This is a genomic window from Meiothermus sp. Pnk-1 (assembly GCF_003226535.1).
Taxonomy (GTDB): domain Bacteria; phylum Deinococcota; class Deinococci; order Deinococcales; family Thermaceae; genus Allomeiothermus.
The window spans coordinates 1-14816 of record NZ_QKOB01000014.1 but is presented as its reverse complement, the minus strand read 5'-3'; the positions used below and the strand labels follow the sequence as shown (position 1 = coordinate 14816).

The window sequence follows — 14816 nt, the reverse complement described above, 5'->3', positions numbered from 1 at the left end:
TTCACCGCACCCGTCGCTTTTGCTCCACGACCCAGCAGCCGACCGCATCATCCGGGCAGGCCGCGAGCACCTGCTCAGAACCTTCGCCGCCCGGTAACCGCCAGGGGGTTTGACTCAAGTCATCGCGCGGGGGTGGGGCTTGGGCCAGAGTGGGGGCGTGAAGGAGGCAAGCATGAAAACCCTGGACGTCCGCACCATCGCCCCCCGTGAGCGCCACCCCACCATCTTCCACCTCTTCGACAGCCTCGAGCCCGGCCAGGCCTTCGAGCTCGTCAACGACCACGACCCCAAGCCGCTGTACTACCAGTTCAGCGCCGAGCGCAGCGGGCGCTTCGCCTGGGAATACCTCGAGCAAGGCCCCGAGGTCTGGCGGGTGAGGATCGGCAAAAAGGAGTAGCGGTGATCCGGCCCGAGATGCGGGTGAGCCAACTGCTCGACGAGCACCCCGAGCTGCTGGAGGTGCTCATCGAGGCCAGCCCGGCCTTCGCCAAGCTCAAAAACCCCCTGCTGCGCCGCACCATGCCCCGCCTGGTCACCCTGGCCCAGGCCGCGCGGATTGGGGGGCTCGAGCCTGCCGTGCTCGTTGAGCGGCTCAACCGGGCGCTGGGCGTCCAGACGCCGAGAGCGGAGGAGGCTTCGGCGGGCAACGAATCGAAATTGGGAACCCCGCCACCCGACTGGCTGGCCGCTCCGGTGGGCTTTCACCTCGACGTGCGGCCCATCCTGGCCGCCGGGGGCGAGCCCTTCGGGGCCATCATGGCCGCCGCCCGCGAGGTGGCCCCGGGCCAGCGCCTGTGCCTGGAGGTCCCTTTCGAGCCGCTGCCGCTGTACCGGGTGATGGAGCGCAAGGGCTTCGAGGCTTGGTGCGAACAGGAGGGCCCTGAGCACTACCGGGTGCACTTCCTGCGCCTGGGACCAGGGGCGGAGGAGCGCGTGGCGCGAACCCTGAGCGAAGCCGACTGGGCGGTCTACGCCGCCGAGGTCACTATCGAGACCAACCTCGAGCCCCCCCTGCCCATGATGCGGGTGCTGGAGGCGTTGGCGCGCCTCGAGCCCGGCCAGCGCCTGCTGGTGCACCACGTGCGCCGCCCGGTGCACCTGCTGGCGCGGCTGGAGCAGGATGGCCACCCCTACGCGCTGCGCGATTTGGGGCCAGGCCGGGTGGAGTTGCTCATTGAGAAAGCGAGCTGAGCCATGCCCCACGTGATCGCTGAGCCCTGTATCGGCGTGAAGGATCGCAGTTGCCAGGAAGTCTGCCCGGTGGAGTGCATCTACGACGGAGGCGACCAGCTTTACATCCACCCCGACGAGTGCATCGACTGCGGCGCTTGTGTGCCGGTCTGCCCGGTTTCGGCCATCTATCCCGAGGAAGACCTGCCCGAGCAGTGGGAGAGCTACATCGAGAAAAACCGCCTCCTCTCGCAGGGCCCCAACCTGCACCGCCTCGAGGACTGAGCCGTGGCCTACGTGATCGCCGAACCCTGCCGCAGCCAGCGCTGCGCGGCCTGCTACGCGGTCTGCCCGGCGGAGGCCATCGGCGGCGATTACCACGAGGAGCAGATGTACATCGACCCCGACCGCTGCATCGAGTGCGGCCTGTGCCAGGAGGTCTGCCCCAGCGGGGCCATCTTCCTCGAGGAAGACCTCCCCGAAGCCTGGGCCGAGTATGCCCGGCTCAACCGGGAGTACTTTCGCCGGCCCACAACCTGACCCCTGAGGAGTTCCCCGTGTCGTTCTGGCAATTCCTGTTCGTGCGCTCGAGCCTGTTCTACCTGCTCTACACCACCCTCACCGGCTCGGCCTTCTATATCTGGCCCGCGTTGGTGGGCTACTTCAAGACCACCCACGTCCACGCCGGGCTGGTGGGCTTTTTCCTCTCGATGGTGATGGGCGTGGCCTACTGGATGATGCCGCGTCCCGGTCAGATCCGCCAGGAGGGCCTCGAGGGCCTGACCTATGTGCTGCTCAACGCCGGGTTGCTGCTGCGGCTGGTGCTCGAGCCGCTGATGCTTTACACCGGCAATGCTGACCTGCGCCTGGTGCTGGCCGCGAGTGGGCTGTTGCAGGCCGGGGCGGTGGCGGTGTTCGCCTACGCCATGAGCCGGCGGGTCTTCACCAAAGAGCGCCTGTTCCAGATGGCCGAGGAGCGCAAACGCCGACAGCAGGGGTCTTCCTGAGCCTCGAGTTCGTCTTTTCCCTCCTGCACCCAGCGTCGGGCTATGCCCGCACGCCCAGCGCCGTGAGCACCACCACCAGCAGCCCGAAAGCCATCTGGCTCCAGCCCACCACCCTGGCGGGCACCGGGGGATGGGCGAAGGTGTAGGCCGAGAAGGGCAGCAGCAGCCCCACGGCCAGCAGGCTCAGCCAGGGAACCCAGCCGGCGGCGGCCCCCAGCAGCAGCCCGCCGATGGCGATGAGCTGGGCCAGGTAGGCGGGGCGGAAGGGGACGGCGAGCCCCCTGGCCCGCATCACCTGGGTGCGGGCGTAGTGGATGGCGGCATACGCACGGGCGGCCAGCACCAGCCACAGGCCCAGCGCCACAGAGGGCTCGAGGCCCCCCGCCAGCCCCATCCCCGCCGCCACCGAGCCCATCGCGATGGCCCCGGCAAGCTCGGGCAGCAGGTTGCGGCTTTTGTTGTGCGCGTCGAACCAAAGCTGCACGGCGATCAGCGGGAGGGCGGCAAGCAAGGGCCAGTAGAAGGGCCCCTCGGCCCTCACCAAGGCCAAAAGCAGGCCCAGCACCCCGGCACTGCCGTAGGCCAGGGCGAAGCGCCCCGCGACGGGCGTGCGGGGGAAGCGCTTGCCCTTACGCACGTCGGCGAGCCATAGCTTCAAGGGGTGGCGGGTGAAGAAGGCCGCCAGCGCGAAGAGGCCCAGCCCCAGCCCGGCGAGTGTAGGGGCGACGAGCAGCCCCAGCAGGATGGGCTCGAGCGTAAATCCCCAGCCCCCGTGTTCGTTGGGCAGGGCCACGGTCTTGAGCGGAACTTTGACGGTGTTGGGCTGTGCGGTCATGGGTTCACTCCTTGGGCAACAAGGTTAGCAGCAGGGTGAGGGGGCTTTCGGCCCGGACGGCGTGGACCAGCCCGGCGGGCAGGTAAGCCCAGGTGCCGGGGCGGGCCTCGAGCTCGTCCGGCCCCAGCCTGAGGGTGCCCGTGCCACAGAGCACCTGGACGATGGCGGGCCTGCTGGCGGTGTGCTCGGTGAGCTCTTGACCTGCGTCGAAGGCGAAAATTACTACGCGGACGCCGCCCTCGTTGTGCAGCACGCGGCTCAAGATGCCGTCCGGCTGGACGGCGGCTTCCCGGTGGAGGTCGGGGGTCGCGGTCATGGCCTCATTGCACTCCCGCCGCCGGGGTGCGGGCCATGACCTGGGTCAAGGCCTGGAAGCTTACCCTTCGGCCAACTCGCGCAGGGCGGCGGGGTCATCGACCCAGACCCGGCGCTCGGCGAGCCGGATGAGCCCCTGGCGGAACAGCTCGCCCAGTTTGCGGCTGACGGCCTCGGGCACCGTGCCCAGCAGCGCGGCGAGTTCGGGGTTGGTGGGCAGGCCAAAGCCCTGCCCCTCGGCCTCCAGCCGTCCCAGCAGGTACTCGGCCAGGCGGGCTGCGACCTCGTGGAAGACCAACCGGTCGAGCAGGTGCACGAGCTGCCCCTGGCGGCGGGCCAGGAAGCGGATGAGGGCGCGGGAGAGGGCGGGGTGGGTCTCGAGCAGCCGGTGGAAGGCCTCGGTGGGCAGGGCCAGCAGCAGGCTGTCCTCCAGGGCTTCGGCCGAGGCCGGGTAGCGGGGCTGCTCCAGGAAGATCGCCACCGCGGCCACCGCTTGGTAGGGGCCGTCGAGGTGCAGCACCATCTGGCGCCGTCCCTGGGGGTCCATCTTGTAGACCTTGATCATCCCCCGGGCCACGATGAACAGGGTGCGGGCGGGGTCGCCCTCGAGGAACAGGCTCTGGCCCTTGGACAACCGCCGCAGGCTGGCCACGGCAGCTAGGGCCTCGAGGGCGGCGGGCTCGAGGCCCTGGAAGAGGGGGCTTTGGGCCAGGATCTCCTGGATCTGGGGGCTATGGGTCATACCGGTTGTACCAGTCTGACAAGCTCGGGGTTGATGGGCAAGTCCGCGGGTCTCGAGCCGTGGGATCGGAGAGGGGTCTGGCGGGTTGATTGTTGGGGCGCTGTGCGCCGTCCATCGTACGCCAAACGCGGTGGATCAGCCTCAGCAGAGAAGGGGGTGCGAATCTTGTTGGATGGTCGGTGGCTTTTTCTCGATCCTTGACGGACACCCCTGGCGCTGCGGCAGGTAAGATAGCACTGTAGGGCCATTCTCTACAACGGCCGCGGGTTGTGCGAGACCATGGACCAGACCATCGTGAACGTTGGCTACCGCTCAACCAACTACTGGGTGATAAGCGCAGGCCCTTCTCGCTTGCTGGTTGACATCGGCTGGCCAGGGACCCTCGGGACCATGAAGGCGAACCTCAGGAGGATGGGCATACCCCTCCACGAGATTCGCTACGCCCTCGCCACCCACTACCACATAGACCACACGGGGCTGGCCGAGGAGTTGAAGAGGGAGGGTGTTCCCCTGCTCGTGCTCGAGGTTCAACTGGGCGCCATCCCCAGGATGAAAACCTGGACCAAACCAGGGGACAACTACGTGGATATCACCGAGAGGGGCAACGTCCTCATCTCGTGCGAACAGAGCCGTTCGTTGCTGGGCCGGATCGGAATTGCCGGAGAGATCCTGCATACGCCCGGCCACACCGATCATTGCGTCTCGCTTCTCCTCGACGATGGGTCGGCCTTCACCGGGGACCTCCCGCCGGAAGCCCATGCTTTCGACAATCCTGTGGCCCTGGCGAGCTGGAGGCTCCTGCGGGAGAAGGGGGCCACCCGGGTGTACCCCGGGCACGGTCCTGTCAGGCCGATGCCATCCTGAGCCCCTTGGTCGGTCACCGCTTCCCCGGGGTTTCTGGGGCAAGGTTCTCGAGCTCAGGACGCGGGATTTCACCGCCACGTCCTCCCTGGAGAGGGCTCTTGGGGCGGGAGTTTACCGCGGGTTCGCTCACGGGAGAAAGTCCACGGAGATCGAGCCCCCCATGTTGAATTGCCCCCCGTCTCCGAGGTGCGCAGGTGGGCTTGGGAGGGCACTTTCGGCCTTACGGCCTGGACATCGGGTTTCAGGGAGACCAGATGGCGGCCAAGGCCCTGAGAAGAGGCTACCAGTTCTGCTACGCCCTTATCGCTGCAACCACCGTCTACCTCAGGAAGAGAGGGGTGCACGCTGCTTCCAGTTGCAGCCGAGCCTTCCCCTTACCGGCTGCGCGGATCGAGCACTTCCGCCAGGGTGTCCCCAAAGAGGTTTATCCCCAGCACCAGCAGGCTGATGGCGATTCCGGGAAAAGTCGCCACCCACCAGCCGCCGAAGAACAGCACCTCTCGTCCGTCGGCGAGCATCTGCCCCCAGCTGGGGATCTCCGGGGGAACTCCCGAAAGCCCCAGGAAAGAGAGCGCGGCCTCGGTGACGATAAGGCGGGCTAGCTCGAGCGTGGCCACCACAATCAGAGGCCCCGCCGCGTTGGGCAGAAGGTGGAGGAGCATGATACGCGGACCCGATGCCCCCAGAGCGTGCGCGGCCTGTACAAACTCGCGTTCTTTGAGCGACAGCACCTCCCCCCGCACCACTCGGGCGTACAGGACCCAACTGGTAATCCCCAACGTCAGGATGGTATTGATCAAGCTGGGCCCTAGGGCAGCGATGATAGCGATCACCAACAGGATAAAAGGCAAAGAGAGCTGGATATCGCCCAGCCGCATAAGGAGGTCATCCGCCCGTCCACCAAGGTATCCGGCCATCAGGCCTAAAGGCACCCCTATGGCCATGCCGATCAACACCCCGGCTACCGCGACGACGAGAGAGAGCCGGGTACCGTAGATGATCCTCGAGAGCATATCTCGCCCCAGCCGATCGGTACCTAGAGGGTGCCCTTCGCTTCCGGGAGGTTGGGTGATGGCGGTGAGATCCTGACGGGTGGGGTCGGTGGGGCTGATAAGGGGGGCCGTAACCGCCATCAGCACGAAGACCATAATCAGCAGCAGACCGACGATGGCGGAGGGGGTTCGCAAAACCCGGCGCATCAGTGGTACCTCACCCGGGGATCCAGCAGCGAGTAAAGCAGATCCACCGCCAAGTTGATAACCGCCAATAGCACGGCAAACACGATTACCGCCGCTTGCACTACGGGGAAGTCTTTCTGAGTGACCGCGGTAAGCACCAGCCGCCCCACCCCCGGCCAGGCGAAGATGGTCTCGGTGATGACCGCCCCGGAAAGCAGGTTGCCGAGCTGCAAGCCCACCACCGTGACCACCGGGATCGCCGCGTTCCGGAGGGCGTGCTTGTAGATCACCACCCGCTCGGAGAGCCCCTTGGCCCTTGCGGTGCGCACGTGGTCGCTGCGCAGCTCGCGGAGCACCCCGCCTCGGGTGAGCCGGGCGATGGCCGCCATCGAGAAGGTTCCAACCGCGAGGGTGGGCAGAACCAGGTGTTGCCAGGTGCCATACCCGGATATAGGGAGCCAGCGCAGCTCGAGCCCGAATACCAGGATGAGCATCAGGCCCAGCCAGAACACCGGCATCGATTGCCCCAAAAGCGCCAAGAACAGCACGATGAACTCGGAGGCCGTGCCTTTACGTACGGCCGCCAGTACCCCGGCCAACACCCCGAACACCACCGCAAACAGCAAGGCGGCGGCCGCCAGGAGCATGCTCGCGGGCATGCGCTCGAGGACCAGCCGCAGCGCCGGGGTCTGGTTGCGCAACGAGACGCCCAAATCGCCCTGGACAACCCGGCTCAGATAGTGCAGGTACTGCTCCGCCACGGGTCGGTCAAAGCCATTAGCCCTACGGAACTGCGCGCGCACCTCGGGGCTTGCATCGAGCGGCAGCAGCAAGTTAACCGGGTCTCCCGAGAAGAAGAGTAAGAAGAAAGCCAGGGTCGCTGCTCCCCAGACGACGACCAGCACCAGGATCAGGCGGCGGGCAAGGTAGGCAAGCATGATGGGGTGGTAGAGCCTTACGCCTTATGGGCCGGTATCTTTCATTGCCACAAACCACGATCTACTTGATCGCCATGTCCGCAACCAGCAGCCGCTCATCGGGTCTGGGCTTCCAGTCTATGCGCTTGGACACCCCGTAGAGGTCTTCCTGCTGATACAGGAATAGCCAAGGAGCCTCGGCGCGCAGCACTTTCAGGGCGTCCAGGTAGAGCTTTTTGCGTTGTTCGGGGTCGATGGTGCGCTGGGCCTGCAACAGAGCGTTGTCGAGGGGGACCGAGCGCACGTAGCTGAAGGCCACCTGGCGGGGGCCACCCCGCACCGTGCCTCCGTAGAAAAGGCTATAGAGCGAGTTGTCGGCGTCGAACTCGTTGTTGCCCCAGCCCAGCAGCACCGCATCGGTGGGGATCTTACGCTCTAAGATCTGCCCGACATAGGTGCTCCATTCCTGCACCCGCAGCTCCACCTTTACCCCGATCTGGGCCAGCTGGCCCACGATGGCCTCCGCCACCTGGCGGTCGTTGAGGTAGCGCCCGTTGGGGGAGCCCAGGGTCATACTGAATCCGCCTGGATAACCGGCCTCGGCCAGCAGCTGTTTGGCGCGCTCCGGGTTGTACTCGTAGGGCTGGCAGGCGCGCGGGTCGTAGCCGAAGATGTAAGGGTTGAGCGCACACCCGGTGGGTTGGCCGAAGCCTCCCAGCACGTTCTTGACGATGGCCCGTTTGTCTACGGCATAGTTGAGGGCCAGGCGCACCTTGGGGTTAGCGAGCGGGCTGCCGGGCTTGGCCTGGGTATTGAGGATGACGAATATGTTGCGGATGCTGGGCACGGTGCGCACCTCGGCGACATTGGAAGCCCGCACCGCGCTCACCGCCTCGGGGACCAGGTTGGTGATGATGTCCACCCCGCCCGAGATCAGCTCGGCCACCCGGCTGCTCGCCTCGGGGATCGGACGGAAAATGACCCGCTTGATCTTGGGGGCACCGTTCCAGTAATTAGGGTTGGCCTCGAGCTCAAACTGTTGATCCCGCACCCAGCGCACAAACTTGTAGGGGCCGGTGCCGACGGGCTCCTGCAGGTACTTGTTGCCGTTTTCGGTAACGTACTTCTGCGGCAGGATAAAAAATCCGGTCAGGCGGGTCTGGAACAGCGGAAAAGGGTTCCGGAAAGTAAAGCGCAAGGTAGTGGGGTTGACCACTTCTACCTTGGATAAAGCCGCCCAAGAGTTAGATATACGCAGCGGCTTAGCCGGGTCGATCACCCGGTCGAAGTTCCATTTGACCGTCTCGGCGGTGAGCTCTTCGCCATTGTGGAACTTGATCCCCGGGCGGATGGTCATTTCCCAAGTGGTGGGGTTGACGGCCCGCACCCCGGTTGCCAGCCAGGGCTTGGCGCTGCCGTCGGGCATACGAAGATACAGAGGGTCGAAGATATTGGACAGAACGTTGGCCGTAGGGGTCTCGAGTTGGTTGTTAGGATCCAGAACGGTTACATCTACCCCTTGAGCGATTACGACCGTGTCAGACCTGCTTTGCGCAAAAGCCCCACCTATAAGCGCGAATCCCAACAAAGCACCGATCCAGCGTTTCCTCATGTGGCCCTCCCCAAGTTTGACGAGTATCTTATCGAATTTGCCGGGTTGTGCAAGCTATCTTCACGCCGCCCACCGGGCGGCGTGGAGGTAGATCTGGGTGGTGCTGATGGAGGCGTGGCCAGCAGGTCCTTGACCGCCTCCAGGCTCACCCCCGCCTCGACCTGCGCGGCGAAGTAGGCGGGGGCCGGTTCTTGGGGGTTGAGGGAGACGAAGATCAGGCCGCGGGTGCATTTGAGGTCGTAGAGGTAGCGCCGCACCCCCCGCGGGCTGTGGCCCCGCTCGAGCTGGAGGTAGCGGGCGTAGGTGGATGGGAATACCTTGCCCCCGCGGTGGGTAGGAGGGGGGCAAGCGGCTGTCGTGATGGCTTTTCCGCCGCGCCCGACAACCGCCGGCGTGGTGCGCGACCTGGGCGGCATCGCCCGCTCAAGCGCCGACGGGTTCGGCCCGCAGCCTGAGCCCCAGCGCCTTGAGCACCTTCATCCTCCCTGACCACGGCCGTAGACCTCGGTCGTTTCAGAGGGAGACGGCTTGTTTTTAGGTGCACATATCACACGGTGTAGCCCAGCCCTGGCTAGAATTGGTCTTGGTTATGCTTTGGCGGCGTATGGGTTCGGAGGAAGCCCGGTCGCGTTTTCTTTTGCTCAAGGAAAAGGTAGGGCGGCAGGTGGTGGACCTCGAGGCCCGCCTGGCCCAGAGGAAAGCCCCCTTGGAACAGGCCCTCCAGGAGTACCGAAAGGTGCTGGAGCACCTTGGGCGCCTGGGGGCGGAGGGCCGTTACCCTGAAGCTGCCCTCCGCCCCGCTTTGGCCCGGGAGGAGTTGCGGATCCGGTATGTAGAGCAGGAGATCGCCCGCCTCGAAGCAGCCCACCGAAGGAAGGTAGCCCGGATTCTGGCCAAGGCCCGGCTTAGGGCCGCCCGGCTAGCGGTCTTGGCCGAAGCGGAAGGGGAACTAGACCGGCTTTTCCCCTTGGATAAGAAGGAGGAACCTTATGCTCACTAGGCTTCGTATCCTCCGCGCCTACTGGATCGGCCACAGGGACAGCAAAGCCTTGGCCAAGAAGCACGCCAGCCTAGCCTACCTCACCCCTAACCCCTACCCGGGGCAGCTCAAGGAGCGGTTCGGGCACTGGATGGAAGGGGTGGTGCGCCGCTACCTCTCCCGGCGCGGCCACCTGGAGGAGCGCCTCAACCAGGTGCGCCACCAGCGAAAGGCTTTGGAGCGGATCGTAGGCCAGGACGAGCCCACCCCCGAGGTCTTCGCCCACGTCTGGGGGTATGCGGGACGGTATGGGCTCCTGGCAATGGTGTTTTTCGCCGAGCTGGTCTTCAACAAGCTGGCCATGGACACCCTGGAACTCTCCCAGATGGAGGCTTACATCGTGGCCTTCATCGCCACCCTAACCATGTTCTGGCTGGGGCACGAGGCCGGCAACCAGTACCGCAAAGGCCACCCCCTCCTGGCGGCGGGCACGGCTGTCTTTCCCGTTCTCATCGCGGTCACCTTCGCTGTGCTGCGGGCGGAGTTTTCCCGGCGTATGGCCGAGGTCCAGGGCGACCCCCTTCCTTCCCCCTGGACCCTACCCGCCCTCCTGATCCTGGGCCTCGGCCTGGTGGCCTTCACCTTCTTCCTGGGCTACAAGAGCCCCCACGAGCGGGAGTCCCTCATGCGCCGGCTCTTCCTCACCGCCCGCGCCGAAAGGCGGCTCTGGGCCCGGCTCCAGGCGCTACACCGCAGCACCGAGCGAACCCTGGACCAGCTTCTCGCCTATTACCGCGAGATCGTGGCCGCCTACTGGCGGGGCTTTGCCCGGGCCTGGCCCCGGTGGGACCCGGCCCCCGAGTTCGTGGGCTACGTTCCACCCCTGAACCGGCCCGCCCTGCCGCCTCTGGACCTCGAGCCCCCCACCGACCCCCTCACGCGGGAAGATGCCGATGATCGCCTGGTTCCTCAGCCTCGCCCTTAACCTCCCTTTCCTGGGAGGGGTGCAGGACTACCAGATCCTGGTGGCCCTGGGATGCAGCGCCCCCCGGTACGTGCAGAACGGTTACCGGGAGATGCTAGCCCAGGAGATCCTTCCCAACCTGTCGGCGAAGCTCCTCAACCAGCGGGTCCGCCTCACCCTGGCTCCTATCACCGGCAGGAGCTATACCGCTCCCGCCCGGATTCTAGAAACCCCCGATCCCCTGAATACCCCTAGGTTCAAGCTGGAGCGAGAGAAAAAAGGCTGGAAGCAAGAGGTCCTCCGGGCCTTTGACGAGCTGCGCCAGCAGGCCACGGCGGAGTGCACCAAAGGCACCGAGATCCTGGCCGCCCTCGAGGCAGCGGGGGAACGGGTTAGGGGACCCGGTTACATCCTGGTCTTGGTCCACGGGTTTGAGCAGTCGGAGTTGGTGAACCTCTACGACTACCGCCTGCGGCTCGAGCGAAGGGAGGTGCGGCAAAACCTCCTCGAGCGAGCAAAGGTGCGTCTGGGGCTTCCCAAGCTCAGGGGCCAGGAGGTCTGCATTGCCGGGATCACCGCTGGAGACGACCGCAACGCCAACGCCCGGTTGACCACCTCCATTAAGGCCTTCTGGGAGGAACTCATCGCCGCCTCGGGGGGGAGGCTGGTGGGCTACGGGGCCTCGCCCCGGGTCTGCCCCTTTTTGTAGACCATGGAAGCCGTTTGGCAGCGCACCGGCGACCTCTTGGGGGATTTCGTGCGGTTGGTCCTCCTCCTGGAGGAGCTCCTGGAACGCCTCGGGGCCCCAAAGGGGGAGACCCTGGGGGGCAAGCTGCGTTCGGGGGCGGTGGAGGCTTTCCTCCAGAGCTACCCTGATCGCGGAGCCCTGCGAGGAAGGCTCTGGCGCTTGGTGGAGCTTCGTAACGCCGTCCTGCATGAGAGAGCCGAGGTACCCCCCTGGGCCTTCCTCGAGGGAAAGGCCCTCGTGGGAAGGCTTCTCGCCGCCCTGGAGCGCCAGGGGTTGTACAGCCGCGAGGAGTGGGCGGCCAGGGTAGCCTTCCTGGAGAGCCCTGCCCCGCCCGCGCCCCAGGCTTTCCCCGAGACCATCCCCCCAGAGGCAGCCAGGGCACCGGAGGTCAGGGAACGTCCACCTATGGCCTGGTGGATGCTACGCTGGCCGGGCCTTCCCCTTCCGCAAAGGTTCCTAGGTGGAAGAGCTTTGGCTTTGCCCCGGCGCAAGATCCGCTAACCCAAAACTTGCGCCTACACATCCCCCAGGACCGCCTGAAAGAGGCCGCCCGGAGGACCCCACCCCAAGCCCCCTTCGGTTTTGTCAAAACGGGGCCTGTGGGCATGCGGCCTTGGGGAGGGGACGATTCCCTTGACCCTGAACGAGCTATGGCGGAGGGTCAAGACCGCGCCGAACACCCCTCGCGGGATACAGGAGATCGTGAGGCGCTATAACCGGGGAGGCCCCGACCACGCGAAAGCGTACCTTGAGGCCCTGAAGGATCGGCAGCACCACCCCCCGGGCCCAACACCCGCGGGGCCGCCGACCTCCTGAGCGTGCCCAAGATGGGCCGCTCCGAGGGCTGTCCTGGAAGCCCCCTACCTCTTCCAAACCCTCCTGAGGCAGCTGGGGACGCTCGGGCCGGGATATACTCTTTATTGCCCCTTCGGCGCCGCCTTTACCCATCCTGCGGCTGGCCTGTGGGTCACCCAAGCCCTCGAGAGCCTCTATGCGTATAGACCTGAATGCCGACGCCGGCGAATCCTTCGGCCCCTGGAAGTTAGGCCGGGACGAGGCGCTGTTTCCCCTGATCAGCTCGGTCAACCTGGCCTGCGGCTTTCACGCCGGCGACCCCCTGACCATCAAACACACCCTGGCCCTGGCCCAAAAAACCGGCCTGGCGGTGGGAGCCCACCCCGGCTTCCCCGACCTGGTGGGCTTTGGGCGGCGCGAGCTGGCGGCCACGCCCGAGGAGGTCTATGCCGACGTGCTCTACCAGGTGGGGGCCTTGAGCGCCTTTTTGAAGGTGATGGGCATCCCCCTGCACCACGTCAAGCCCCACGGCGCGCTGTACAACCGGGCCACCAAAGACCCCCAGACGGCCAGGGCCATCGCCCAGGCGGTCAAGGACTTCGACCCCAGGGTTCCGCTGGTGGTGCTGCCCGGTACGCCGCTGGAGTCCGAGGCACAAGAGCTGGGGCTCTCCACCGTGGCCGAGGCCTTCCCCGAGCGCGGGTACAGCCGCGACGGGCGCTTGGCTCCGCGGGGCAGCGCCGGGGCCTGGATTCACGACCCCGCCCTGGCCGCACGACGGGCCGTGCAGATGGTGGTCGAAGGCCAGGTGGAGGCGGTGGAGGGGGGCCTGGTGCCGGTACGCGCACAAACCCTATGCATCCACGGCGACAACCCCCAGGCGGTGGAGATCGCCAAGGCCGTGCGGGAGGCCCTGCTGGCCGAGGGTGTGGCCATCGGGACCTACTGACGCATGACCCTCACCGGCCTCTACCTGCGCTTCTCCGAGCGGCTCGACCCCTCGGCCAATGCCCGGCTGCTGGCTTTGGTACAGGCCTTGCTCTCCGACCTGCTGCCGGGGATCAGCGACATCGTGCCCGGATACGTCAACGTGTATGTCGAGTTCGATGCCGAGCGGGTTTCCAGGGCCCAGGTGGAGCGCTGGCTGAAGCAGCACCTGCACCACCCCCCCGCGGCGGCGGAGGGAAGGCGGGTGGAGGTTCCGGTACGCTACGACGGGATAGACCTGCCCTGGGTAGCGGCGCAGACGGGCTTGTCCGTGGACGAGGTGGTTCGCCTGCACAGCCAGCCCGAGTACCGCGTCTTCGCCACCGGCTTCACGCCGGGCTTTCCCTTCCTGGGACCTTTGGACGAGCGTCTGTGGCTGCCCCGCCGCCGCAACCCGCGCCCGCTGGTACCGGCCCATGCGGTGGCGGTGGCCGGCAACCAGACCGGCATCTATCCGCTAGCCTCGCCAGGCGGATGGCACCTCATCGGCACGGCTTTGGTACCGATGTACGATCCCCACCGCGAGGAGCCCTTCTACCTGCGCGCGGGCGACCGGGTGCGCCTGGTGAGCGCCGAGGGCCCTACCCCGGCCCTGCCACAGGCGATCTCCCTGTTGCCCACAGCGCCACGCCATCCGGTCTTGCAGGTGGAGGAACCGGGACTGCTGGACCTGGTGGTGGATCAGGGACGGCGTATGGGGGGGCGCTTGGGGCTGGCCATGGCGGGAGCGCTGGATGGGCACTCGGCCCGCATCGCCAACGCGCTGCTGGGCAACCCCGCCGATGCACCCTTGCTGGAGATCACCCTCAAAGGCCCCGTCCTGCGCGTGCTCTCGCCGGTGGTGGCGGCCTTCGCCGGCTATGGTCTGGTGCCGCTGGTCAACCGTGAGCCGGTGGAGCCGGCCCGGAGCTTTGCCCTGCGCAAGGGGGATGTGCTGAGCTTTCGGCAGACCCCAGAGGGGGTGCGGGGCTATCTGGCCCTGGCCGGTGGCCTCGAGAGCGGGGTGTTCTGGGGCAGCGCCAGCACCGACGTCAAGGGCCTGATCGGCCAGCCCTTGCGGGCCGGGGACGTGCTGGGGGTGGTAGAGCCTAAAGCGGTGCGGGCCGGGTTTGGCTTCGCTCAGACTGCGCTGCCCGCCCAAGCCCGCATCCGGCTGCTGCCCGGACCGCAGTACAGCCCGGAGGCCCTGCGGGTTCTGTGCAGTGCCCCCTTCACCCTCGAGTCGGGGGATCGCATGGGTTTGCGGCTCGCGGGGCCCGAGGTGCCGGGCGGCGAACTCATCAGCGAGGCCACCCCGCTAGGGGCCTTGCAGATCACCCCCCAGGGCCAGCCCATCGTTTTGCTCAACGACCGGGGGCGCCTCGGCGGCTACGCCAAACCGGCGCTGGTTCATCCAGCCGATCTGCCCCAACTGGCCCAGTTGCGCCCGGGGCAGCGGGTGTGGTTCGTGGAGGGCCTCGAGCCCCAGCACAGGGCCGAGCTATCGGCTTCACAAGTCGGTGTATGACGAGCTAGAGATGAAACGATCAAATCGCTCTGCGTTTCCCGGAGTTCCTTTGGTAGTCTGAAGTTGCGCGAACCCCAAGCAAGCACCAAAACCCGGGGGGGTTCGCGCAAGCCGAGAAATCGGCTAGGGGACATTGAAAACCCGTTTTCCCCTCACCTTCCCCCACCCTGCGTCGGAACCCTTTTTAGGGGGGTTC

Annotated in this window: 19 protein-coding genes; 12 read left to right on the top strand and 7 right to left on the bottom strand. The window is 66.4% G+C overall.

Translation table 11 applies throughout. The features are described from left to right. Positions 1-172 precede the first annotated feature (172 nt). Genes DNA98_RS14625 through DNA98_RS14605 form a run of 5 tightly spaced genes read left to right on the top strand, consistent with a single transcriptional unit; the run spans position 173 to position 2177 of the window. Positions 173-397, top strand: coding sequence for a DUF2249 domain-containing protein (locus DNA98_RS14625; protein WP_110532026.1), 225 nt, complete (start codon positions 173-175; stop codon positions 395-397). A gap of 17 nt (positions 398-414) precedes the next feature. Further along, positions 415-1191: a DUF2249 domain-containing protein gene (locus DNA98_RS14620; protein ID WP_110532083.1), complete on the top strand. Its 777-nt coding sequence runs from the start codon at positions 415-417 to the stop codon at positions 1189-1191. 3 nt (positions 1192-1194) lie between these two features. Beyond that, complete coding sequence (locus DNA98_RS14615; protein ID WP_110532024.1) at positions 1195-1455, top strand: ferredoxin family protein; 261 nt, start codon at positions 1195-1197, stop codon at positions 1453-1455. A 3-nt stretch (positions 1456-1458) separates the two neighbouring features. After that, positions 1459-1710: a 4Fe-4S dicluster domain-containing protein gene (locus DNA98_RS14610; protein ID WP_110532023.1), complete on the top strand. Its 252-nt coding sequence runs from the start codon at positions 1459-1461 to the stop codon at positions 1708-1710. A gap of 17 nt (positions 1711-1727) precedes the next feature. Continuing rightward, positions 1728-2177, top strand: coding sequence for a hypothetical protein (locus DNA98_RS14605; protein WP_110532021.1), 450 nt, complete (start codon positions 1728-1730; stop codon positions 2175-2177). 40 nt (positions 2178-2217) lie between these two features. On the opposite strand, the gene DNA98_RS14600 is transcribed toward DNA98_RS14605, so the two are convergent. Genes DNA98_RS14600 through DNA98_RS14590 form a run of 3 tightly spaced genes read right to left on the bottom strand, consistent with a single transcriptional unit; the run spans position 2218 to position 4069 of the window. Further along, positions 2218-3012 (bottom strand): YwiC-like family protein, encoded by a 795-nt coding sequence (locus tag DNA98_RS14600; RefSeq protein WP_110532019.1) that lies wholly within the window; start codon positions 3010-3012, stop codon positions 2218-2220. 4 nt (positions 3013-3016) lie between these two features. Beyond that, the gene (locus DNA98_RS14595; protein ID WP_110532017.1) at positions 3017-3328 is read right to left on the bottom strand and encodes a cupin domain-containing protein; all 312 of its coding nucleotides are present in this window, start codon (positions 3326-3328) and stop codon (positions 3017-3019) included. A 60-nt stretch (positions 3329-3388) separates the two neighbouring features. Then, positions 3389-4069, bottom strand: a complete 681-nt coding sequence (locus DNA98_RS14590) for a Crp/Fnr family transcriptional regulator (protein WP_110532015.1) — start codon at positions 4067-4069, stop codon at positions 3389-3391. Positions 4070-4348: 279 nt separating this feature from the next. On the opposite strand from DNA98_RS14590, the gene DNA98_RS14585 reads away from it, so the two are divergent. Next, a complete protein-coding gene (locus DNA98_RS14585) occupies positions 4349-4933 on the top strand; it encodes an MBL fold metallo-hydrolase (protein ID WP_110532013.1) in 585 nt (194 codons plus the stop codon). 374 nt (positions 4934-5307) lie between these two features. Here the strand turns inward: DNA98_RS14585 and DNA98_RS14580 are convergent, their stop codons facing one another. The 4 genes from DNA98_RS14580 to DNA98_RS18180 all read right to left on the bottom strand — a co-directional run bounded on the left by DNA98_RS14580 (position 5308) and on the right by DNA98_RS18180 (position 9056). After that, on the bottom strand, positions 5308-6132 hold the full coding sequence (locus tag DNA98_RS14580; protein ID WP_110532011.1) for an ABC transporter permease: 825 nt from the start codon (positions 6130-6132) through the stop codon (positions 5308-5310). Beyond that, positions 6132-7049 (bottom strand): ABC transporter permease, encoded by a 918-nt coding sequence (locus tag DNA98_RS14575; protein WP_110532009.1) that lies wholly within the window; start codon positions 7047-7049, stop codon positions 6132-6134. The genes DNA98_RS14580 and DNA98_RS14575 overlap by 1 nt, the downstream gene beginning before the upstream one ends. A gap of 61 nt (positions 7050-7110) precedes the next feature. Beyond that, positions 7111-8454, bottom strand: coding sequence for an ABC transporter substrate-binding protein (locus DNA98_RS14570; protein ID WP_233493234.1), 1344 nt, complete (start codon positions 8452-8454; stop codon positions 7111-7113). Between the two features lie 182 nt (positions 8455-8636). Beyond that, entirely contained in the window at positions 8637-9056 is a 420-nt protein-coding gene (locus DNA98_RS18180; protein ID WP_110532005.1) for a hypothetical protein, read from the bottom strand. Positions 9057-9229: 173 nt separating this feature from the next. On the opposite strand from DNA98_RS18180, the gene DNA98_RS14560 reads away from it, so the two are divergent. The 6 genes from DNA98_RS14560 to pxpB all read left to right on the top strand — a co-directional run bounded on the left by DNA98_RS14560 (position 9230) and on the right by pxpB (position 14620). Next, positions 9230-9640: a hypothetical protein gene (locus tag DNA98_RS14560; RefSeq protein ID WP_110532003.1), complete on the top strand. Its 411-nt coding sequence runs from the start codon at positions 9230-9232 to the stop codon at positions 9638-9640. Further along, complete coding sequence (locus DNA98_RS14555; protein WP_110532001.1) at positions 9630-10604, top strand: hypothetical protein; 975 nt, start codon at positions 9630-9632, stop codon at positions 10602-10604. Before DNA98_RS14560 ends, DNA98_RS14555 begins: the two co-directional genes overlap by 11 nt. Next, the gene (locus DNA98_RS14550) at positions 10573-11292 is read left to right on the top strand and encodes a hypothetical protein (protein ID WP_110531999.1); all 720 of its coding nucleotides are present in this window, start codon (positions 10573-10575) and stop codon (positions 11290-11292) included. Before DNA98_RS14555 ends, DNA98_RS14550 begins: the two co-directional genes overlap by 32 nt. Positions 11293-11295: 3 nt before the next feature. After that, entirely contained in the window at positions 11296-11832 is a 537-nt protein-coding gene (locus DNA98_RS14545) for a hypothetical protein (protein ID WP_110531997.1), read from the top strand. A gap of 490 nt (positions 11833-12322) precedes the next feature. Next, complete coding sequence (locus DNA98_RS14540; RefSeq protein ID WP_110531995.1) at positions 12323-13075, top strand: LamB/YcsF family protein; 753 nt, start codon at positions 12323-12325, stop codon at positions 13073-13075. Positions 13076-13078: 3 nt separating this feature from the next. Further along, positions 13079-14620 carry a 5-oxoprolinase subunit PxpB gene (gene pxpB, locus DNA98_RS14535; protein ID WP_110531994.1) on the top strand — a complete coding sequence of 514 codons (1542 nt, stop codon included), beginning with the start codon at positions 13079-13081 and terminating at the stop codon, positions 14618-14620. Positions 14621-14816 lie beyond the last annotated feature (196 nt).

Coding starts and splice junctions, on each gene's coding strand:
- DNA98_RS14625 (WP_110532026.1), top strand. CDS start 173: ATGAAAACCCTGGACGTCCGCACCATCGCCCCCCGTGAGCGCCACCCC.
- DNA98_RS14620 (WP_110532083.1), top strand. CDS start 415: ATGCGGGTGAGCCAACTGCTCGACGAGCACCCCGAGCTGCTGGAGGTG.
- DNA98_RS14615 (WP_110532024.1), top strand. CDS start 1,195: ATGCCCCACGTGATCGCTGAGCCCTGTATCGGCGTGAAGGATCGCAGT.
- DNA98_RS14600 (WP_110532019.1), bottom strand. CDS start 3,012: ATGACCGCACAGCCCAACACCGTCAAAGTTCCGCTCAAGACCGTGGCC.
- DNA98_RS14595 (WP_110532017.1), bottom strand. CDS start 3,328: ATGACCGCGACCCCCGACCTCCACCGGGAAGCCGCCGTCCAGCCGGAC.
- DNA98_RS14590 (WP_110532015.1), bottom strand. CDS start 4,069: ATGACCCATAGCCCCCAGATCCAGGAGATCCTGGCCCAAAGCCCCCTC.
- DNA98_RS14585 (WP_110532013.1), top strand. CDS start 4,349: ATGGACCAGACCATCGTGAACGTTGGCTACCGCTCAACCAACTACTGG.
- DNA98_RS14580 (WP_110532011.1), bottom strand. CDS start 6,132: ATGCGCCGGGTTTTGCGAACCCCCTCCGCCATCGTCGGTCTGCTGCTG.
- DNA98_RS14575 (WP_110532009.1), bottom strand. CDS start 7,049: ATGCTTGCCTACCTTGCCCGCCGCCTGATCCTGGTGCTGGTCGTCGTC.
- DNA98_RS14570 (WP_233493234.1), bottom strand. CDS start 8,454: ATGCCCGACGGCAGCGCCAAGCCCTGGCTGGCAACCGGGGTGCGGGCC.
- DNA98_RS18180 (WP_110532005.1), bottom strand. CDS start 9,056: ATGCCGCCCAGGTCGCGCACCACGCCGGCGGTTGTCGGGCGCGGCGGA.
- DNA98_RS14560 (WP_110532003.1), top strand. CDS start 9,230: ATGCTTTGGCGGCGTATGGGTTCGGAGGAAGCCCGGTCGCGTTTTCTT.
- DNA98_RS14555 (WP_110532001.1), top strand. CDS start 9,630: ATGCTCACTAGGCTTCGTATCCTCCGCGCCTACTGGATCGGCCACAGG.
- DNA98_RS14550 (WP_110531999.1), top strand. CDS start 10,573: ATGATCGCCTGGTTCCTCAGCCTCGCCCTTAACCTCCCTTTCCTGGGA.
- DNA98_RS14545 (WP_110531997.1), top strand. CDS start 11,296: ATGGAAGCCGTTTGGCAGCGCACCGGCGACCTCTTGGGGGATTTCGTG.
- DNA98_RS14540 (WP_110531995.1), top strand. CDS start 12,323: ATGCGTATAGACCTGAATGCCGACGCCGGCGAATCCTTCGGCCCCTGG.
- pxpB (WP_110531994.1), top strand. CDS start 13,079: ATGACCCTCACCGGCCTCTACCTGCGCTTCTCCGAGCGGCTCGACCCC.